An 18,735-nucleotide genomic window follows, 5' to 3' on the forward strand; every position below is an offset into this window, starting at 1 on the left:
CCACTCGGCTTAACCGGCTGTGTAATCGGCCGCAGACAACGACGCGGACCGCCCTTCAACACCGAAGCGTTCCAGCACGAAGTCGATCATGCTGCGCAGCTTCGCCGTCGGACGACGGTCCTGCGCGTAGATCAGATGCATCGGCGTGGGTTTGTACGACCAGTTGGGCAACACAGGGAGCAGGCGACCGGCGGCGAGATCGTCGGCAAGCAAGGCTTCCGGCTGCAACACGATCCCCGCGCCGTGCAATGCGGCGGTCCGCAAAGCCGTGCCCTGATTCGCGGTGAAACGGCCCTTCACGTCAACTTCACAGGTTTCGCCGGCCGGCCCAAGCAGATGCCAGCGGTCGTAGCGTTGCCAGTACGACAGGCCCAGGCAGTTATGGCTACTCAACTGCCGGGGATGGTCGGGCTCACCGTGGCGTGCCAGATAGGCCGGCGCGGCGGCCAGTACCCGACGATACGGCCGCAATGGCCGCGCAACGAGTCCTGCCGCGTGGATCTCACCGATCTGGATACCCAGTTCATAACCCTCGTCGATCAGGTCGGGCGGGCGGTTATCGAGCGTCAGATCCACGCTGACGTCGGGGTGCCGGGCCAGGTACTCGGCCAGCACCGGGACGAGACTTTCGTTGCCGAAGCTGACGGGCGCAATAAACCGCAGCCGGCCACGCGGACTCGCCTGCAGTTCCAGCGCACTACCCTCGGCCAGTTCGACTTCGGCAAGCACCTGCCTGCAACGCTCGTAATAGAGCCGCCCGACTTCGGTCAGTTGTTGCCGGCGCGTCGTGCGATGAAGCAGACGGGCACCGAGCCGCTCCTCGATGGTCCGGATATGTTTGGCTGCCATGGTCGGCGAGACCTGGCTAGCCTCGGCTGCGGCGCTGAAACTGCCGCTCTCCACCACGCAGATGAACATCGCCATACTGGCCAGCTTGTCCACGATTGAAAACCTGTAGGTTTCGAATGGGTGAAATCATCGCATGTTTATCTGCGCGGGACGGTGCGTAACACTACGAACCCTGGCGCCCGGTTCTGCGGCGCCACTTACCAGCCACTTACCGGAGAACTGTTATGCCCACCTTGCACCTCGAAATGCACCCCGGCCGTACGCTCGAACAGAAGCGCGCCTTTGTCCGCGAAGTGACGCGAGTGACGGTCGAAACGCTGGCCTGCCCGCCGGAGAGCGTGGACGTCGTGATTACTGAAGTGTCGCGCGAGGCCTGGGGTAAAAACGGCAAGCTGCTCGCGGATGGTTGAAAAGCATCGCCCGATCACACCAGCACTTCGGTGTTTTCATATAAACGGTCGAGCAGCGTGCGCAGCACTTTCACTTCCGCTTTCGTGAAACAGTTCAACGCGATCGCCTCATAGTGCTGTGCAATGGGCACGATTTCGCGCGTCAGCGCCGCCCCTTCTTCCGTCAGCGAAAGCCGCAGCGCACGCGCATCCTCTTCGCTGCGCTCGCGGCACACGAACCCCTGTTCGATCAGACGATCGATGATGCGCGACAGCGCCGACATATCGACACACGCCCGCACGACCAGTTCGGACAGCCGCTGATGCGGCGTATGTCCGAGCGACGCGCACACGCGCCATTCCGTCAGGCTCAACCCGTAGGGTTTGAGCGCCTTTGAAAAAGCGTTGCCCATCCGGCTGCCGGTCCTCGCCACCAGGTAGGGAATCGCCGCTTCCAGATCGTGATTGACCGCGATCGAGGTCTGCCCTTTCTTTGCCATGTCCGCCCTGCCCGTCGTCATTTGATTGCGGATTCAAGTATACCCTCGGGGATCTTGCGCGGACCAGAGCCCGACGTCATGTTTCGTCACCCAGGGTGTTCCCGTTTGATTAATTGAAATTTCAAGTATAGACTGCACGCTCCATTACTTGATTTTTCAACCATGCCGCTATGAAAGACAAAATCGCACTGGAAGAGCACTTCGCCATCGACCTGACCATCGGCGATTCGCAGGTCTATGCGCGCCCCGAGGTATGGACGCACCTGCGCGCCAACCTGCTCGATTTCGAGCAGCAGCGGCTCGAGAAGATGGACGAATGGGGCACGGCGTTTTCGATCCTGTCGCTGAACTCGCCCGCGGTGCAGGCCATCCCCGATCCGCACAAGGCACTCGTCGTCGCGCAGAAAGCCAACGATATCCTTGCGGAACAGATCAGTCGTCATCCGACGCGCTTCGGCGGTTTCGCTGCGGTGCCGCTGCAGGATCCGGACGCCGCGGCACGCGAACTCGAACGCTGTGTGACGCAACTCGGGTTTCACGGCTTTCTCGTCAACGGCTTCTCGCAGGTCGGCGACGAACGCACGGTGGCCTACTACGACGCGCCCCGTTTCGCGGACTTCTGGCAGCACGCTGCCGCGCTGAACAAACCGTTCTACATGCACCCGCGCGATCCGCTGCCGGAGCGCGAGCCGATCTATGAAGGACAACCGTGGTTGACCGGCCCGACCTGGGCCTTCGCTGCGGAAACGAGCGTGCACGCGTTGCGTCTGATGTCGAGTGGTCTGTTCGACCGCCATCCGCAGTTGCAGATGATCCTCGGGCATTTCGGCGAAGGCATCCCGTTCAACATCTGGCGGATCGATCACATCCTTCGCAAAGGCCGGCGTGGCATGCCGTGCGAGCACGAGATCGGCGATTATCTGCGCAATAACGTGCACATCACCACTAGCGGTAACTTCCGCACGCCGACGCTGCTATCCACGCTGCTCGAAGTCGGCAGCGACCGCGTAATGTACTCAGTCGACTATCCGTTCGAGAAACATGAAGACGCGGCGCGCTGGTTCGATCACTGTGAAATCAGCGAGAACGACCGGCGTAAGATCGGACGCGACAATGCGATCCGACTGTTCGGTCTGCAATGAAAACGCATGAGCGCGGAGAACCCATGAGCGCAGCCCCCACCGCCGCGATCGATATCGCGGCCATCGTCGACGCGCGTCCGGTCGGTCGCTTCCAGGTGTGGCTGATGATGCTGGTGGGTCTGTCGGTCGTGATGGAAGGCTTCGACGTGCAGGCGATGGGTTTCGTCGCGCCGTCGATCATCCATGCATGGGGTGTATCGCGTGCCGCGATGGGACCCGTGTTCGGTGCGAGTCTCGTCGGTATGCTGCTGGGTTCGCTCGCGCTCGGCCCGCTCGCCGATCGTGTTGGACGCCGTCCAGTGCTGATCGGCTCGACTGCGTTCCTCGCCGTCTGCATGCTCGCCACCGCATTCACCACGACGCTGCCGCAGTTGCTGACGTTACGTTTGATCACGGGCCTTGGGCTCGGCGGCATCATGGGTAACGCGATTGCGCTCGTCAGCGAGTACAGTCCCGCACGCAAACGGGCCACGCTGATGATGTGGGTGTCATGCGGCTTCACCGGGGGTGCCGTGCTCGGCGGTGTGATCTCGGCGGCGCTGATTCCTGTCGCGGGCTGGCAGGCGGTCTTTCTGCTAGGCGGCTCGATTCCGCTCGTGATTGCCGCTGCGATGGTTGCGTACCTGCCGGAGTCGATGCAGTTCCTCGTGCTGCGGCAACGCGGGCTCGAACGCGTCGGCGGGTGGTTGCGCAAGATTGCGCCGGATCTCGCGTGTCCGCCCGGCACCCGTTACCTCGTTCACGAACGGGCGACCGACAGCATGCCGGTCCGCGCGCTGTTCGAAGCCGGCCGCGCACGCGTCACGCTGCTGCTGTGGGCCGTGAATTTCATGAACCTGCTGAACCTGTTCTTCCTCGCCAACTGGCTGCCGACCATCGCCGCCGATGCCGGCTACGACGTGGCGCACGCCGCGCTGATCGGCACGATCCTGCAGGTTGGCGGCGTAGTTGGCACGATCGTGATGGGGCCGCTGATCGATCGCTGGGGGTTCTTCCGTGTGCTGACGCCCTGCTACCTGATCGCCGGCATCGCGATCGCCGCGATCGGACAGACCGCGCAGATGTCGCTCGCATTGATGCTCGTGTGCGTCGCGATCAGCGGCTTCGGTATCGTCGGTGGGCAGCCGGCCAACAACACGCTCTCCGCGTCGATCTATCCGACTTCGCTGCGCGCGACCGGCGTAGGCTGGAGTCTGGGTGTGGGTCGCGCGGGATCGATTGTCGGTCCGATCGTCGCGGGCACGTTGATGCAGTTGCACTGGTCATCGGCGCATCTCTTTCTGGCCGCGGCCGTGCCTGCGCTGGCGTCGTGTGCTGTATTGATCGTGCTCGCGCGCGACCGGTTGTTCGCGACTGGACACAACGCGGTGTCTGCGCAAGAAGCGGAACCGGTTCAGTGAGGACTAGCGCCTTCGCGTGCATCGCGACACCGGGCTTCAGTCACGCGGTGCAGTGATAAAGATTGTCAGTACTGCCGCGGCGGCACGCCGTCGAACGCATCCTGCAGCAGCGCGCGAATCGACATGTAGTCAATTTCGCGCGGGTTCCAGTAGGGATTCGCGCTTGCGATCTGCGCGGCCCGGTCGAGATCGCTCGCTTCCATGCCGATGTCCTTGAGCGCGACCGGCGCGCCGTTCGTCCGCGCCAGTTCGTAGATGCCGGTGGCCGCATTGTCGTGTCCGACAGCGCGGGCAATGCGGGTCATCGCGTGTGGCGCGGCTGCCGCGTTGTAGGCAAGCGCATGCGGCAACACGATCGTGTGAGTCTGCGCATGCGGAAGATTGAAACTGCCGCCCAGCGTGTGACACAGCTTGTGATGCAGCGCCATCCCGACACTGCCCAGCACGTGACCGCACAGCCACGCGCCATACAGCGCATCCGAACGTGCCTCGATATCGAGCGGCTGGGCTACGACCTTCGGTAACGCACGTGCCAGCGCGGCGATACCCTCTTGCGCCATCAGACTGATCACCGGATTCGCATCGCGCGAATAGAGCCCTTCCGCCGCGTGTGCGATTGCGTTGATCCCGCTCGTCAGCGACATCGGCGCAGGGAGTGTCAGCGTCAGTTCCGGATCGTAGATGACGGTTTTCGGCAGCACGCGCAGATCGGTGCCAGTGCGTTTCAGGCCGTCTTCCGTCAATCCGAAGATCGGCGTCATCTCGCTGCCGGCGTAGGTGGTCGGCACGGCGAGAATCGGCAGCCCCGACTCCAGCGCGATCGCTTTTCCGAGGCCGATCGTCGAGCCGCCGCCCACGGCGATTGCGCAGTCCGCGTTCAGGTGTTGCGCAACGGCGCGTGCCTCGATGGCCAGTTCGAGCGGTACGTGCATCACGGCCCGATCGAAGACGCCCGCGGCCCGTGTGCCAAGCCGCGCGGCGATCACTTCGCCGAGCGCACGCTGTTCGGGCGTGCAGAGAATCAGCGCACGCTCGGCGCTCAGGTGCAACACCTCGCGTTCGAGATGCTGCAAGCTGCCCGCACCGAACACCACACGCGCGGCGCGCGCCGTGTAGACGAAATCAGGCGTTGGCATCGGTTGCCTCCGCTGCGGGCGACGCCGACGACGGCGACGACGCGCTCTGCTGCCCCACCTCGTAGTCCACCTGATGCCGCGCCGTGCGGGTATCGCCGAGTTGCTGCCTGACGCGCAGATGCTCGGGATGGTTCGCATACGCATCGAGCGCCTCGCGCGATTCGAAGTCGCTGACGAGGACGACATCGCACGCGTAATCGACAGCGCTGGAATCGATGCCGATTTCCAGATGACGCATACCCGGAATCCGCCCGCGCAATCCTTCAAAGCCCGCTCTAACGCGTTCGCATGAAAGACGTTTTTCCTGCGCGGTTTCGCCGCGAACCTGCCACATGACGATGTGCCGGATCATACGGTCGCTCCTGCAGAAGCAGGATTCAGCACGAAGTCGTAGTCGAGCGTGTAGAACGGCACGCTCATCGACGTACCGTCGGGCGCAACGCCGGGCGCGTGCTTCACCCATTCGACCACCAGTGTCGAGCGCACGCCGAACACCGCGTCCGAATCGAGGTACTGGTCGCCCTGGCGGAACACGTGGGTGATCAACGTCTCGTAGCCCGGCGCCTTGATCCAGAAGTGCAGATGCGCAGGCCGCCACGGGTGCCGCCCGAGCGCATCGAGCATGTGCCCGACCGGACCGTCGTGAGGGATTGGATAGGCTTCGGCAAGAATCGAGCGGAAATGGAAACTGCCGTCGTCCTGCGTGTGCAGTTGGCCGCGCGCGCTATGCACCATTTCGCCGACTTCGCTCGAGGTTTTCTGCACATCGTAAAAGCCGTCTTCGTCGGACTGCCAGACATCGAGCGACGCGCCCGCGACCGGTTCGCCATCCACGCCGCGCACATGACCGCGCACGAAACAGGGGGCGCCGAGCGCACCGTTCGACAGATCGTCGCCGTTCTCATAGACGGGCGCACCGTCGACGAAAAACGGCCCCAGCACCGTCGCTTCGGTGCAGGCGGGCGGCTTGCGGTTGTTTTGCGTCGTGACGAGCATCGACAGGCCGAGCGTGTCGGACAGCAGCACGAACTCCTGGCGTTTGTCGTCGGTGATATGGCCGGTATCGGTCAGGAACTGGATCGCTGCAAACCACTCGGCTTCGGTGAGCTTCACCTCGCGCGCAAACGCATGCAGATGCTGAACCAGGCTCGTCATCACGGTATGCAGCCGCGCGTTGCGGCAGCCGTCCATCGAGGCGAGCACCGCCTGGGTAATCGTGTCTTCACTGATATTGCGCATCGCGGGTGTCTCCGTTTTTCGCGGCCGCAAGCCGCGCCATATGCGGATAGTAATCGCCGATCGCCTGGAAAAAAACGCGCTATAGTGAAATGATATTTCCATCAGGCGGAAGAATAAGCGTATGGATCGATGGACCCAGATCGAGTTTTTTGTCCTGACTGCGGAAACCGGCAGCCTGTCGAAGGCGGCGGAAAAGCTCAACATGTCGAACGCGGCGGCAAGCCGGACGCTGACCGCGCTGGAAGACCGGCTCGGTGCGAGGTTGATCGAGCGGACGACGCGCCGGCTCTGGCTGACCGATGCCGGGCGCGAATATCACCGGCGCTGCAGTGCGTTGCTCGCCGAAATGGCCGAAGCCGATGCGGCCGCCGGCGACGCGGCGATGAACCCGAGCGGCACGTTGCGTGTGACGAGTTCGGTTTCCTTCGCGATGATGCATATCGCGCCGTGGCTGCCAGAATTCAGTCAGCAATACCCGCAACTGTCGGTGCAGATCATGGCGGCCAACCGGTATCCGGACTTTATCGAAGCCGGCATCGACGTCGCGATTCGCACACGCGAGCACGAAGGCGATTCGGGTATCACAGTGCGGCGGCTGGCGGAAACGCGCCGCGTGCTGGCCGCGTCGCCCGGTTATCTGGCGAAGCACGGTCGCCCGAAGACTCCGGACGATCTCGCCCGTCACCGCATGCTCGTCTATCACCTCGCAGCAGATCCCTACGTGCTGCACCTGACGCGCGGCACCGAGACCCGCGATCTACCGATCACCAGTGCGCTCGATTCGAACGAAGGCCAGGTGATCTGCGCAGCCGGTTATGCGGGGATGGGCATCGTGATCCAGCCGCTGTATATCGTGCACGACGATATCGTCGCCGGGCGCCTCGTACCGGTGCTCGAGGACTGGCAACTCCCCCGCCTCACGATCAATCTCGCGTATCAAAGCAGACGGCACCAGCCGGCGAAGATCCGGGTGTTCACCGAAGGGTTGATCGAGCGGGTTGAACGGCTCGACCTTGCGCGGAAATGGACGGACGTACCCAGCCGATGACGGTGGGTTGATCGCCGGGTTACGCCTTCTTCTTGCGCGCCGCGCTGCCGGCGTGCCTTCGCGCCGCCGGTTTGCGCGTGGCTTCGCTCCCCGCATCCGACGTTCGCTCGCGGCTCCACTGCTCGAGCAGCATGCGGGTCTGATCGCCTATCGTCGCCTTCAGGAGCGCAGCGTTTTCAGCATCGACGCTTTCCCAGTTGAGCAGTGTCAGCACCGTACGATGCGCGACGTGAAAAATCACGATTTGCCCGTGCAGACTGAACATCCTGATCAGCGTGACCGGATCGTCGACCGCGCGCCCGGTGATGCGTGCAACCAGCGCCGCGGCAGCCGCGTTGAACGGCTTGCGAACCCGGTTCATCAGGATTTCGGTGGCGCTGGCCGGCTCGGACCCGGATTGCTCGCGCGCGAAAAAAAGGCGCTTGCCCGGCACGGCGGCCTTGGCGTAGATGCTGTCCGCGGTGGCTTCCTGGATGCGGATCAGCGCGTCGATCAGTTCGCTCGTCTTCGCGTCGTCGTTGCTCAGCACTTCGTGCGCGTTCTCGATGGCGGGGCCGAAAATCTCCCACGCGTCGTCAGCTAGCGCTTCGATACACGCGCGATAGAGCCCTTCCTTGTTCTCGAAGTAATACTGCAGCGCCGGTGCGTTGACGCCGGCAAGCGCGGCGATGTCGCGGGTCGACGCGCCATCGAAACCGTTTTCACCGAACAGCTCGACCGCCGCGTCGATGATTCTGCGCCGCGTCTCGTCGCCTCGCGCGTAACCGCCCTCCTGCGGACGGCGAAGCTTCTTTACGTCGTTCATAGACCCCTCTCGTATCAGACGGATACAAATATATCACTTGACACAATTTTAACGACTGGAATAATTATGCCAACTGGAAAAAATTGGAAAACACGATGTCAACCACTGCGGGAACCTCTCCGGGCAATCTGCCCACCGACCAAGCATCCGCCGTGCCGGGCCGCCGCCCCGGGCGCCGCACGCTGCTGATCGGCCTTGGCATCATTGCGCTGATCGTGGCTGCGGTATGGCTCGGGCGCTGGTGGACCGTCGGGCGATTCATCGAAACCACCGACGACGCCTATCTGCAGGCGGACAGCGTCACGGTTGCGCCGAAAGTCGCCGGTTACGTGACCGAGGTCTACGTGGCCGACAACCAGGTCGTTAAACCCGGCGATCCGCTCGTGCATCTCGATGCACGCCAGTACCAGGTGGCGCTCGACCAGGCCCTCGCCACCGTCGATGCACGCCATGCCGACATCGCGCGCGCCCAGGCGGAAATCCAGCAGCAACAAGCCAATATCGAACAGGCGCAGGCCCAGCAGCAGGTGGCGCGGGTCAGCGCCCGCCATGCCAGCGACGAAGTGCAGCGTTACGCTCCGCTCGTCGCGACCGGCGCCGAAACCAGCGAACGCCTTGCCGAGCTGACCAGCACGCGCGACCAGGCCGCCGCCACGCTTACCGCAAACGCGGCCGCGGTCGATGCGGCCCGCACGCAGATCGCCTCCACCAACGCCCAGCTCGCGCAGGCCCGCGCACAGCTCGAAGCGGCCCAGGCGAGCGCGCAGCAGTCGCGCCTCGATCTCGAGAACACCGTTGTGCGCAGCGTGCTCGGCGGCAAGATCGGCGATCGCTCGGTGCGGGTCGGCCAGTATGTGCAGCCCGGCACGCGGATGCTGACGGTCGTGCCGGTGCAGAGCACCTACCTCGAAGCAAACTTCAAGGAAACGCAGATCGGCCACATGCGCGTGGGACAGCCGGTCGAAATGCATATCGATGCGTTGCCGGGCCAGACGCTGCATGGTGTCGTCGATAGTTTTTCGCCGGGCACGGGTTCGCAGTTCGCCCTGCTGCCGCCGGAAAACGCCACCGGCAACTTCACGAAGATTGTCCAGCGTGTGCCGGTGCGCATCCGTATCGACACCGGCCCGGAAACCCGCAGCGTGCTGCTGCCGGGACTGTCGGTGAGCGTCGAGGTCGACACACGCTCGGCGCGCGAACGCGACCAGCGTATCGAAGCCGAGAATCATCGTGGCTGAACCGACCGCTAACGCCATGTCTGCCGTCCCTCCGGCAGCACCGGCCCCAGAGCGCGCGAGCGTCACCGACTGGATCGCGGTCGCCGCGGGTTCGCTTGGCGCGCTGATGGCCACGCTCGACATCTCGATCACGAACTCCGCGCTGCCGCAGATTCAAGGCGAAATCGGCGCGACCGGCACCGAAGGCACGTGGATCTCGACCGGCTACCTGATGTCCGAGATCGTGATGATTCCGCTCGCCGCGTGGCTCACGCGCGTGTTCGGTCTGCGCAATTTCCTGCTGGCCAACTCCGCACTCTTCATCGCGTTCTCGATGATGTGCGGCTGGTCGCACACCCTACCGATGATGATCGCCGGCCGTATCGGCCAGGGCTTCACCGGCGGCGCACTGATTCCCACGGCGCAGACCATCATCCGTACGCGGTTACCGCTGTCGCAGTTGCCGGTCGGTATGACGATGTTCGGGCTGATCGTGCTGCTTGGACCGCTGCTGGGCCCGGTGGTCGGTGGATGGCTGGCCGAGAACATCAGCTGGAGCTGGTGCTTCTTCCTGAACCTGCCGGTCTGTCTCGCGTTGATGACGCTGCTGATCGTCGGTCTGCCATCGGACCGGCCGCATTGGGAAGCGTTTTTCAAGGCGGACTGGCTCGGCATCGTCGGTCTTGCGATCGGCTTGAGTTCGCTCACTGTCGTGCTCGAAGAAGGTCAACGTGAGCGCTGGTTCGAATCGAGCGTGATCGTCGGGCTGACGTGGCTCACGGTCGCGGGCTTCGTGCTGATCGCGCTATCGCAGCTCACTGCTAAAAAACCGATCATGCGTCTGAGCCTGATGCGCAATCCGCGCTATGCGAGCGTGATCGTGATCGTGTCCGCGGTCGGCGCCGGGCTCTACGGCGTGTCGTATCTGGTGCCGCAGTTTCTCGGCATCGTAGCCGGCTACAACGCACAGCAGTCCGGCGCGATCATGCTGTTGTCGGGATTGCCCGCCTTCCTGATGATGCCGGTCCTGCCGAAGCTGCTCAGCAAGGTCGACTTCCGGATCCTCGTAATCAGCGGGCTGCTGCTGTTCGGATTCAGCTGCATGCTCGACATCGGTCTGACCGCGCAGAGCGTCGGCCACGACTTCCTCTGGTCGCAGCTGATACGCGGCACCGCGCAGATGCTCGCGATGATGCCGCTGAACCAGGCATCGATGGCCGCGGTGTCGCGCGAAGACTCCGGCGACGCCGCCGGTCTCTACAACATGGCGCGCAACCTGGGCGGCTCGATCGGACTGGCGGTCATCGGCACGGTGATCGACCGACGCACGACGTTCCACACCGCGGTCATCCGCGAATCGCTGAGCGCGAACTCGCTGCTCGGACAGGACCACATCGCCGCGAGCGCGGCCGGCTGGTTCGCGCGCACCGGCGACATGGCTTACTCGCAGATGCGTGCGCTTGGGCAGATCGCCGTGCAGATCCAGCAGCAGGCCGTTGTGATGACCTACTCGGAAACCTTTTACCTGCTCGGTATCGCGCTGCTTGCGTGTATCCCGCTCGCGTTGCTGCTAAGAACGCCGCCCCGGAATGTGCCACCGCCGTCCGCCGGCCACTGAGAATCGAAACGATCGCCATGATGTCTTTCCGCCTTTCCGCTTTATCCCTTGCCGCGCTGGCTTCTGCGCTGGTTTCTGTAGCAGCGCTGACGGCCTGCTCGGTCGGCCCCGACTATCGCGGCGCCCCAACTGTCGCCAGCGACGCCACCGGCAGCGGCACGTTCGTGCGCACACCGGCTGCGGGCGTTGCGGCCACGCACGCGCCGAACCAGTGGTGGCTCGCACTCGGCGACCCGCAGCTCAACGATCTGATCGACGCGGCATTCGCCCACAACCCCGATCTGCATATCGCCCAGGCGCGTCTGCGCGAGTCGAGAGCACAACTGCAACAGCAGCGCGCCAACGAACTACCGAAGGTCTCCGCCGACGCCGCCGCGCTGCGCACGCGCGAACCCGATCTCGGTTCGTTCAGTGCGCTGCAATCGCCGGGCGGTGCGGGCTCGTCGACGGGTGGCGGGCCGTTGCAGTTCTACACGGCCGGCTTCGATGCGACATGGGAGATCGATCTGTTCGGCGGCACGCGCCGCGCGATCGAAGCCGCGTCGACGGAAGCGCAGGCTGTCGATGCCGACCTCGCCGATACGCAGGTCTCGCTCGCCGCGGAAGTCGCCAGTGCCTACGTCGATCTACGCGACCAGCAACAGCGTCTCGTGCTCGCGCAGCACCAGGCCGAAGTCGAACAGCACATGCTGACCTTGACGCAGCAACGACGCGCACGCGGCACGGCTGCCGACATCGACATCGAACGTCTGACTACGCAGGTCGAGAACACGCGCGCGACGTTAATTCCGCTCGATGCGCAGGTGACGGATTCGCTCGATCGTCTGGCCGTGCTGACGGGCCGCGCCCCCGGCGCGCTCGACGCACAGCTGGCCGGCACGCAGCCGCTGCCGGTGATGCCTGAGTCGGTGGCGATTGGAGACCCGGCATCGCTGCTGCAACAGCGGCCCGATATTCGCGCAGCGGAGCGCAGGCTCGCGTCGAGCAATGCGCAGATCGGCGAACACATCGCCGATTTTTTCCCGAAGGTCACGCTGCTTGGCGATCTCGGGTTTAGTGCTGGCGACCCGGGGCATCTGCTGCGCAAGAGCAACTTCAGTTGGGTCGGTGTGCCGTATCTGCAATGGAATCTGCTTGATTTCGGCCGCACGCTTGGCAGCGTGCATGCGGCCGAAGCATCGCGCGACGAGGCCGAGGCACGTTATACGAAGGCCGTGCTCGGCGCGCTGCAGGACGCGAATTCGTCGCTGTCGCGCTATGGGCACCAGCGCGAGCATGTCGTGACGTTACAGAAAGTAGAAGCATCCGCCGATCATTCGGCTACATTGATGCGGCAACGCTATACGGCGGGGGTGTCGAACCTGATCGATCTGCTCGATACGCAGCGTGAGGAATTCACCGCGCAGCAGAATGTGGTCGCGGGGCAAGCGGAGTTGTTGAAGGATTTTGTGTCGCTGCAGAAGAGTCTGGGGCTGGGGTGGCGGGTGCAGCAGGGATAAAGGTTGATCGCCGAATTTGCGCGGACCGATAAACCCGGTCCGCGCGAAGCGGTGCCAACCGATCCCCGCTACGGTGAGACCGTCAAAGCCGGGCTCGTCTTGATCGACAGGGAGTTGACCGTGCACTTGCCGCTAAGCGGCTGATTGAGCGCGCTGAGCGTGTTGGTCGCGTTGTTCCAGGCGCCGTTGATGGTCGTCGGACCGCACTCACCGAGACCGCTGACTACGTAGCCAAATCCGAAGTTTTCAAGGCTGAAAGTCGTGGCACTGGTCGCTACCAGCTTCCACGGCAGACCGTTGAGCACCGGTAAACCGCACAAACCGCCCCCGGTGATAGCCGCAGAATTGATCTGCGCATAGGAGCCATCCGAAGCCACCACGCCGCTCATTGTGATGGTACAACTCAGGTTCGCGTAAATCTGGGTGCTGTTTGTGATCGAACCCGTCGCGCTGAACGAAATGCCTACCGGTCCAATTGTCGCAGCGAACGTCGCTGCAGAAAACGCGACACACATCGCAACGACGGCGCCACCGCACACGCGCGTCTTTAATGATTTCATGATCTCCCCTCCTTAAGCCGGTCTGCGCCACGCAATGTGGCGCAGACCGATCCCCGTTACGGCGAAGTTACGGCGAAACCGTGAAGGCCGGGTTCGGGTTGACTGACAGGCTGTTGATCGTGCAGTTGCCGCTAAGCGGCTGGTTAGTCGCGGTCAGGGTGTTGGTTGCGTTGTTCCAGGTGCCCTGGATCGTCGACGGACCGCAGTTCGAACCGAGCACGCTGAAGCCCACATTCGCCACATTGCCTGCTGTCGTGCTGGTTGCGACCAGCTTCCACGGCAGACCAATGATCTGCGGCACGCCGCACAGCCCACCACCGGTTACGACCACCGAATTGATCTGCGCATACGAGCCATCCGCAGCGACCACGCCGCTCAACGTCACGCCGCAGGACACATTCGGAGCGATCGGATTGCTCACCACGATCGTGCCGGGCGCGCTGAACGACTTCCCTGCCGGTGCAATCGTCGCCGCGAGCGCCGCCGTAGACAGAACAGCACACATCGCGACAACTGCACCACTGCACACACGCATCTTCAAGGATTTCATGATTTAACTTCCTTATTTGTGGCAACAGAGTTGCCGGAGGATGAACACAGCACAGCGATGCGCAATGGCGCCGCTATTCGAAACACTGCCCTGCTGAACTACCGAACTACTGAACGGCCAAACTTCCGCTGACCGGACCGCGCAGCGCGCTTCGTAACCCCGCTGCCGCCGGTGTCGCCCGTTCGACCGGGTATCGGATAGATACCGCGGACGCTCGGACCGCATGCCTGATACGAAGGTCTATTGCACGAGCGAACCGGGCGCGACAAAGAACCGTGTCACGCCGGTACTGCCGGCTGAGTGGATCGAGGGACTGCCGGATGCCAGGTCCGTCGCTGCAAGGCCGACGGGACCGGGATTCGATTGCGGGACTGGCGGCATCGTGTGCGACACGCGCTCGCGTCCATTGAGGTGATCTGCCATCCATGTCTCCATTCAACGATTATTAGCTATATCGCTATTTTTATTCGTTTTGCATTTATCGCCGGCGTCTTAACCGATTTCCGGATCAATCCAATCCGTTAAGCAACACTCTTCCCGCTCCCTTTTATCGTGAAGGAAGACCGGTCACACGTAATATGCACATTGCGTTTGATTGAGCGATACCCTCGCGGCACACCCAAAAGCGTGCGCGTCTCTCATGCAATGTGGTTCCTCGTGGCTATGGACGTTGTCTGTACCGTGTCCTCGCTGGCCTGTATTCGGATAATTGTGCTGGGCGTACATTAGTCCCGCTGGCGTCGGGTGTACATAGAGCCTTTGATCCAAACCGGTGCAGGCAGCCAATGGTATTGCCCAGATTCGCTCTCCGCAATGTTTCAAACAGTCGAATTAATCGGCACACCCGTCGAACCCCGGTGATCAATGCGTCTCGCGATGCAATATGAGTTATTGTGAATAAAAGGTACCCGCCGCTTAATGTTTGGCACAATGCGCCGTCAATGCGTCTGGGTGGATAGTTAAAACGGAGAGCATGCATGTCGTTATCGCGTAACGCCGGGAAACTCAATGCCGGGAAAAGCACTACTGAAAAACGCACTGCAACATCGATATGGGGATGGTTGGGATGGATCGCCTGCGGGGTCGCGACGATCGCAGTGACGCTGGGCTTGATGGCATGGTTGGCGCCTGCACAATCCGGCAGGATTGCGGCGACGGTGACACCCGCGACAACCCCGCCGCAGCCAGTGGAGACGGGCAAATCCGCCGCACAGGTTGCACCTTCTCTACCCGTGCCGCAAGGGCCTGCCGCAGGCAGTCCTGTCGACATGCTCGCGCGATTGGCAGCTGCGCGTAGCAACGCCGCATTCCAGCCCGGCGGCATCACCAGCGACACCATGAGCGATGCGCTGCAGCATGCGTTTTCCTATCCGAACTTTAGCGCGCTGGAGAATCGCGCCGATGCGGAGGGTCTGTTCGAAGCAGCGGCATGGGCGGATGCCTGCGCGCGCGGCACATTGAGCGCAAGCGAGCAGTCGTTGCGCTGCAGCGATACGCGCCTGCACGACGCGCGCTACGCCGACGATCTGCTGCACAAGGCCGCGGCGGCCGGTCAACCCGCAGCCTTACTCGCGCTTGCGAACCTCTATCCCGCGGAATGGCTCAACGTCCCGCTCGCGGGCAGCGATACGCTCGGCGACCGCGTGCTGACACTCGCGGCCCAAGGCAACGCAAGCGCGCTTGCGCTGCTCAGCCAGTGGTGCGCCTCGCCCAAAGCCTGCACCGATCCGCAGTTGACGCGCAACACGCTGGCGCTGCTGCAACTGAGTCTCTTCAAGACCGGGACATCGGAGGTCGGCCTGTATCTGATCGGTAACGCCGACGAGCAGCGGGCGGCCATCAACCGCGCGGACTCACTCCGCAAGTTGCTAAGTTGGCCGTCCTAGCGCGGCACGCCATCGTCTTCATCTCCGGGCGCCGTATCCGCTCCACACTCAACGCCGGTTCGATCCCGACACCACATCGATCCACACCGCCAGCACCAGGATGCTGCCTTTGACGATCATCTGCCAGTAGGCATCGACGTCGAGCATCGACATGCCGTTGTCGAGGCTCGCCATCACCAGTGCGCCGATCAGTGCGCCATGCACGGTGCCCGAGCCGCCGCGCATCGACGTACCGCCGATAAAGCACGCAGCGATCGCATCGAGTTCGCCCATGGTGCCGGCCGACGGCGAGCCGGCCGCGAGTCGCGCCGTGTTGACGATGCCGCCGAACGCGCACATCAAGCCCATCAGCGCAAAGATGGCCAGCTTCACGCGGTTGGTGTTGATGCCAGAGAGCCGCGTCGCCTCGAGATTAGAGCCGACCGCATAAATACGCCGGCCGAATACCGTCTGCGTCGCGATGTATGTGAATACGCCGAGCAGCGCGAGCAGCAGCAACACCGGCACCGGAATGCCGCCGTAGCGGTCGAGCGTCGCGACGAACGCCAGCAAAATCGCACCGGCGCCGACAATCTTCACGATGTCCTGCCACAGCGGCACAACCGGCAACTGATAACGCTGGCGCGAGCGCCGCTGCGAGACCGTCAGCACCGCGATCAGCACGAACAGCACGACCGCGAGGACATCGCCGGCTAGACGTGGCAGATAGCCCTGACCGATAAACACGAAGCCATCCGATACCGGCGCGATCGTCGAGCCACCGGTCAGACCGAGCAGCACACCACGAAACGCGAGCATGCCGCCGAGCCCGACAATAAACGACGGCACCCGCCGGTAGGTCGACCACCAGCCGCTGAACATGCCCACCAGCACACCGAGCACGAGCACCACCGGCATGGTCGCCGCCAGCGGCCAGTGGCGGTTCACATCGAGAATCGCCGCCACGCCGCCCAGCAGCCCGAGCAGCGACCCGACCGACAGATCGATCTCGCCGGCAATGATCACGAACACCATGCCGCACGCGAGCATGCCGGTGATCGACATCTGACGCAGCAGGTTCGACAGGTTGCGCGGTGTCACGAAGGCGCCCTGCGTGAGAAACGAGAAGAACGCCCAGATCGCGGCCACTGCAATGAGCAGCGCGAGGATCTTGTAGCGCGCGAACAGTTGCTGGGCCTGCTGTGCCGCATCGAAGGACGGCTTCGATACCGTGCGCTTCGGCTGGCCGGAGGTGGCGTCGGGAATCATGCCGCTCATGCTGCACTCGCTGAAGTGGGATGGGAAGAAGACGGCGCGGACTGCAGCGCGGCGGCGAGAATAGATTCCTGCGTGAGGCCGTCGTTTGGAAAATCGCCACGCAGTTGCCCTGCTCCGATCACCAGCACGCGGTCGCTGATACCGAGCACTTCAGGCAATTCCGACGACACCATCACGATTGCCACGCCGCGCTGCGCGAGCTGGAAAATCAGTTTGTAGATCTCGTACTTCGCGCCGACATCGACGCCACGGGTCGGCTCATCGAGAATCAGCACCTTCGGATCGGTGAGCAGCATTTTTGTCAGCACGGCCTTCTGCTGATTGCCACCAGACAGACTCGCGATCGGTAGCATCGGGTTCGCGGCGCGCACCGACAACAGCTTCATCTGCGCGTGGATCGTATCGAGTTCCGCGCTCGAATCGATCCGGCCTGCGTGTGCAAAACGGTTCAACACGGCGAGCGTGATGTTGTAGCCGACGCCGAGCTGCGGCACGATGCCGTGCCGCTTGCGATCTTCGGGCACCATTGCGATGCCCACGCGGATCGCATCGAACGGTGTGCGCACGCGCAGAGGCTTGCCTTCGAGCTGCAACGTCGCATGGCTCACGCCATTCCACGCACCGAAAATAGCCTGCATCAACTCGGTCCGCCCCGCGCCGACCAGTCCTGCCACACCGAGAATCTCGCCACGCCGCACGTTGAACGAAACGTCGTCGACGCGCTTGCGGCGCGGGTTCGTCACATCGAATACCGTGACGTGCTGCACTTCGAACACGACCTCGCCGATCGCATGCTCGACACGCGGAAACAGGTTCGCGATTTCGCGGCCGACCATCAGTGCGATGATCCGCTCGGTGGTGAGCGTACTCATCGGTTCGGTGGCGACATGCCGGCCGTCGCGAATCACCGTCACCGTATCGCACACCGCTTCCACTTCGTCGAGCTTGTGCGAGATATAAACGCACGCGACACCGCGCCGCTTCAGGTCGCGCACGATGTCGAGCAGGATGTTCGTCTCAGTCGCGGTCAGCGACGACGATGGTTCATCGAGAATCAGCAGTTGCGCTTCTTTGGCCAGCGCCCGCGCGATCTCGATCAGTTGCTGATGGCCGCCGCCGTAGTTCATCACGGGCTGCGCAACGTTGATGCCGTCGATGCCGAGCCCGCGCAGCAGTTCGTCGGCGCGCTGATACATCGCCGCGTAGTTCATGCGCCCGCCAGGCAGCGTGATCTCGTTGCCAAGAAAGATGTTTTCGGCCACCGACAACTGCGGTACCAGCATCAACTCCTGGTGGATGATCACGATGCCGGCGCGCTCCGTGTCGCGCACGTTTTGCGCTTCGAGCGGTGCGCCCTTCCAGAGAATCTCGCCGTCCCACGTACCGTGCGGATAGACGGCCGACAGTACTTTCATCAACGTCGATTTACCAGCGCCGTTCTCGCCGCACAGGCCGACGCATTCGCCTGGCATCACGGTCAGATCGATGCCGTCCAGCGCTTTTACGCCGGAGAACGTCTTGACGATGCGGTGCATCGCCAGCAAGGGAGTCGCCATTCACTGTTCCCGTTGCAGGAGAAAACGCGGCGCGCCCCACGCCGCCGTAGATCGCGGCGTGGGGCGGCACGCACTCAGGCCGAA

Annotated in this window: 19 protein-coding genes; 8 read left to right on the plus strand and 11 right to left on the minus strand. The window is 63.1% G+C overall.

Annotated elements, in window-relative coordinates; all coding sequences use genetic code 11:
* Positions 1 to 9 precede the first annotated feature (9 nt).
* Positions 10 to 942 (minus strand): LysR family transcriptional regulator, encoded by a 933-nt coding sequence (locus tag BWP39_RS00755; RefSeq protein WP_096716478.1) that lies wholly within the window; start codon positions 940 to 942, stop codon positions 10 to 12.
* A gap of 131 nt (positions 943 to 1,073) precedes the next feature.
* On the opposite strand from BWP39_RS00755, the gene BWP39_RS00760 reads away from it, so the two are divergent.
* The gene (locus tag BWP39_RS00760; RefSeq protein ID WP_096716479.1) at positions 1,074 to 1,259 is read left to right on the plus strand and encodes a 4-oxalocrotonate tautomerase; all 186 of its coding nucleotides are present in this window, start codon (positions 1,074 to 1,076) and stop codon (positions 1,257 to 1,259) included.
* A 14-nt stretch (positions 1,260 to 1,273) separates the two neighbouring features.
* On the opposite strand, the gene BWP39_RS00765 is transcribed toward BWP39_RS00760, so the two are convergent.
* Positions 1,274 to 1,738, minus strand: a complete 465-nt coding sequence (locus tag BWP39_RS00765) for a MarR family winged helix-turn-helix transcriptional regulator (RefSeq protein ID WP_096716480.1) — start codon at positions 1,736 to 1,738, stop codon at positions 1,274 to 1,276.
* A gap of 170 nt (positions 1,739 to 1,908) precedes the next feature.
* On the opposite strand from BWP39_RS00765, the gene BWP39_RS00770 reads away from it, so the two are divergent.
* Positions 1,909 to 2,880, plus strand: a complete 972-nt coding sequence (locus BWP39_RS00770) for an amidohydrolase family protein (protein ID WP_096716481.1) — start codon at positions 1,909 to 1,911, stop codon at positions 2,878 to 2,880.
* Positions 2,881 to 2,903: 23 nt separating this feature from the next.
* Entirely contained in the window at positions 2,904 to 4,280 is a 1,377-nt protein-coding gene (locus BWP39_RS00775) for an MFS transporter (protein ID WP_096716482.1), read from the plus strand.
* Between the two features lie 65 nt (positions 4,281 to 4,345).
* Here the strand turns inward: BWP39_RS00775 and BWP39_RS00780 are convergent, their stop codons facing one another.
* The 3 genes from BWP39_RS00780 to BWP39_RS00790 are packed head-to-tail and all read right to left on the minus strand — an operon-like array spanning position 4,346 to position 6,655.
* The gene (locus tag BWP39_RS00780) at positions 4,346 to 5,416 is read right to left on the minus strand and encodes a maleylacetate reductase (protein ID WP_096716483.1); all 1,071 of its coding nucleotides are present in this window, start codon (positions 5,414 to 5,416) and stop codon (positions 4,346 to 4,348) included.
* A complete protein-coding gene (locus tag BWP39_RS00785; RefSeq protein WP_096716484.1) occupies positions 5,403 to 5,768 on the minus strand; it encodes a Dabb family protein in 366 nt (121 codons plus the stop codon). The genes BWP39_RS00780 and BWP39_RS00785 overlap by 14 nt, the downstream gene beginning before the upstream one ends.
* Positions 5,765 to 6,655, minus strand: coding sequence for an intradiol ring-cleavage dioxygenase (locus tag BWP39_RS00790; protein ID WP_096716485.1), 891 nt, complete (start codon positions 6,653 to 6,655; stop codon positions 5,765 to 5,767). Before BWP39_RS00790 ends, BWP39_RS00785 begins: the two co-directional genes overlap by 4 nt.
* A 121-nt stretch (positions 6,656 to 6,776) precedes the next feature.
* On the opposite strand from BWP39_RS00790, the gene BWP39_RS00795 reads away from it, so the two are divergent.
* Complete coding sequence (locus BWP39_RS00795) at positions 6,777 to 7,703, plus strand: LysR family transcriptional regulator (protein ID WP_096716486.1); 927 nt, start codon at positions 6,777 to 6,779, stop codon at positions 7,701 to 7,703.
* Positions 7,704 to 7,722: 19 nt separating this feature from the next.
* On the opposite strand, the gene BWP39_RS00800 is transcribed toward BWP39_RS00795, so the two are convergent.
* On the minus strand, positions 7,723 to 8,508 hold the full coding sequence (locus BWP39_RS00800; protein ID WP_096716487.1) for a CerR family C-terminal domain-containing protein: 786 nt from the start codon (positions 8,506 to 8,508) through the stop codon (positions 7,723 to 7,725).
* A 95-nt stretch (positions 8,509 to 8,603) separates the two neighbouring features.
* On the opposite strand from BWP39_RS00800, the gene BWP39_RS00805 reads away from it, so the two are divergent.
* From BWP39_RS00805 to BWP39_RS00815, 3 genes are read left to right on the plus strand one after another with little or no spacing between them, the layout of a single operon-like run.
* Positions 8,604 to 9,746, plus strand: a complete 1,143-nt coding sequence (locus tag BWP39_RS00805) for an HlyD family secretion protein (protein ID WP_096716715.1) — start codon at positions 8,604 to 8,606, stop codon at positions 9,744 to 9,746.
* 16 nt (positions 9,747 to 9,762) lie between these two features.
* The gene (locus BWP39_RS00810) at positions 9,763 to 11,343 is read left to right on the plus strand and encodes an MDR family MFS transporter (RefSeq protein WP_096716488.1); all 1,581 of its coding nucleotides are present in this window, start codon (positions 9,763 to 9,765) and stop codon (positions 11,341 to 11,343) included.
* Positions 11,344 to 11,360: 17 nt separating this feature from the next.
* Positions 11,361 to 12,842 carry an efflux transporter outer membrane subunit gene (locus tag BWP39_RS00815; protein WP_096716489.1) on the plus strand — a complete coding sequence of 494 codons (1,482 nt, stop codon included), beginning with the start codon at positions 11,361 to 11,363 and terminating at the stop codon, positions 12,840 to 12,842.
* A 68-nt stretch (positions 12,843 to 12,910) separates the two neighbouring features.
* Here the strand turns inward: BWP39_RS00815 and praB are convergent, their stop codons facing one another.
* The 3 genes from praB to BWP39_RS00830 all read right to left on the minus strand — a co-directional run bounded on the left by praB (position 12,911) and on the right by BWP39_RS00830 (position 14,375).
* The gene (gene praB / locus BWP39_RS00820) at positions 12,911 to 13,402 is read right to left on the minus strand and encodes an alkane oxidation protein activator PraB (RefSeq protein WP_235851346.1); all 492 of its coding nucleotides are present in this window, start codon (positions 13,400 to 13,402) and stop codon (positions 12,911 to 12,913) included.
* Between the two features lie 67 nt (positions 13,403 to 13,469).
* Positions 13,470 to 13,952 carry an alkane oxidation protein activator PraA gene (gene praA / locus BWP39_RS00825; RefSeq protein ID WP_096716490.1) on the minus strand — a complete coding sequence of 161 codons (483 nt, stop codon included), beginning with the start codon at positions 13,950 to 13,952 and terminating at the stop codon, positions 13,470 to 13,472.
* Between the two features lie 240 nt (positions 13,953 to 14,192).
* A complete protein-coding gene (locus BWP39_RS00830) occupies positions 14,193 to 14,375 on the minus strand; it encodes a hypothetical protein (RefSeq protein WP_096716491.1) in 183 nt (60 codons plus the stop codon).
* Between the two features lie 554 nt (positions 14,376 to 14,929).
* On the opposite strand from BWP39_RS00830, the gene BWP39_RS00835 reads away from it, so the two are divergent.
* Positions 14,930 to 15,838, plus strand: coding sequence for a hypothetical protein (locus BWP39_RS00835; RefSeq protein ID WP_133116808.1), 909 nt, complete (start codon positions 14,930 to 14,932; stop codon positions 15,836 to 15,838).
* Positions 15,839 to 15,886: 48 nt separating this feature from the next.
* Here the strand turns inward: BWP39_RS00835 and BWP39_RS00840 are convergent, their stop codons facing one another.
* Both BWP39_RS00840 and xylG read right to left on the minus strand, forming a co-directional pair.
* Entirely contained in the window at positions 15,887 to 17,086 is a 1,200-nt protein-coding gene (locus tag BWP39_RS00840) for a sugar ABC transporter permease (protein ID WP_096716717.1), read from the minus strand.
* Positions 17,087 to 17,091: 5 nt separating this feature from the next.
* Positions 17,092 to 18,651, minus strand: a complete 1,560-nt coding sequence (xylG, locus tag BWP39_RS00845) for a D-xylose ABC transporter ATP-binding protein (protein ID WP_096716493.1) — start codon at positions 18,649 to 18,651, stop codon at positions 17,092 to 17,094.
* Positions 18,652 to 18,735 lie beyond the last annotated feature (84 nt).

This window comes from Paraburkholderia acidicola (genome assembly GCF_002362315.1).
GTDB lineage: Bacteria > Pseudomonadota > Gammaproteobacteria > Burkholderiales > Burkholderiaceae > Paraburkholderia > Paraburkholderia acidicola.

Bases quoted from the DNA above. Each gene is read 5' to 3' on its own strand.
- BWP39_RS00760 (WP_096716479.1), top strand. From the start codon at position 1,074: ATGCCCACCTTGCACCTCGAAATGCACCCCGGCCGTACGCTCGAACAG.
- BWP39_RS00765 (WP_096716480.1), bottom strand. From the start codon at position 1,738: ATGGCAAAGAAAGGGCAGACCTCGATCGCGGTCAATCACGATCTGGAA.
- BWP39_RS00770 (WP_096716481.1), top strand. From the start codon at position 1,909: ATGAAAGACAAAATCGCACTGGAAGAGCACTTCGCCATCGACCTGACC.
- BWP39_RS00775 (WP_096716482.1), top strand. From the start codon at position 2,904: ATGAGCGCAGCCCCCACCGCCGCGATCGATATCGCGGCCATCGTCGAC.
- BWP39_RS00780 (WP_096716483.1), bottom strand. From the start codon at position 5,416: ATGCCAACGCCTGATTTCGTCTACACGGCGCGCGCCGCGCGTGTGGTG.
- BWP39_RS00785 (WP_096716484.1), bottom strand. From the start codon at position 5,768: ATGATCCGGCACATCGTCATGTGGCAGGTTCGCGGCGAAACCGCGCAG.
- BWP39_RS00790 (WP_096716485.1), bottom strand. From the start codon at position 6,655: ATGCGCAATATCAGTGAAGACACGATTACCCAGGCGGTGCTCGCCTCG.
- BWP39_RS00795 (WP_096716486.1), top strand. From the start codon at position 6,777: ATGGATCGATGGACCCAGATCGAGTTTTTTGTCCTGACTGCGGAAACC.
- BWP39_RS00800 (WP_096716487.1), bottom strand. From the start codon at position 8,508: ATGAACGACGTAAAGAAGCTTCGCCGTCCGCAGGAGGGCGGTTACGCG.
- BWP39_RS00805 (WP_096716715.1), top strand. From the start codon at position 8,604: ATGTCAACCACTGCGGGAACCTCTCCGGGCAATCTGCCCACCGACCAA.
- BWP39_RS00810 (WP_096716488.1), top strand. From the start codon at position 9,763: ATGTCTGCCGTCCCTCCGGCAGCACCGGCCCCAGAGCGCGCGAGCGTC.
- BWP39_RS00815 (WP_096716489.1), top strand. From the start codon at position 11,361: ATGATGTCTTTCCGCCTTTCCGCTTTATCCCTTGCCGCGCTGGCTTCT.
- praB (WP_235851346.1), bottom strand. From the start codon at position 13,402: ATGAAATCATTAAAGACGCGCGTGTGCGGTGGCGCCGTCGTTGCGATG.
- praA (WP_096716490.1), bottom strand. From the start codon at position 13,952: ATGAAATCCTTGAAGATGCGTGTGTGCAGTGGTGCAGTTGTCGCGATG.
- BWP39_RS00830 (WP_096716491.1), bottom strand. From the start codon at position 14,375: ATGGCAGATCACCTCAATGGACGCGAGCGCGTGTCGCACACGATGCCG.
- BWP39_RS00835 (WP_133116808.1), top strand. From the start codon at position 14,930: ATGTCGTTATCGCGTAACGCCGGGAAACTCAATGCCGGGAAAAGCACT.
- BWP39_RS00840 (WP_096716717.1), bottom strand. From the start codon at position 17,086: ATGATTCCCGACGCCACCTCCGGCCAGCCGAAGCGCACGGTATCGAAG.
- xylG (WP_096716493.1), bottom strand. From the start codon at position 18,651: ATGGCGACTCCCTTGCTGGCGATGCACCGCATCGTCAAGACGTTCTCC.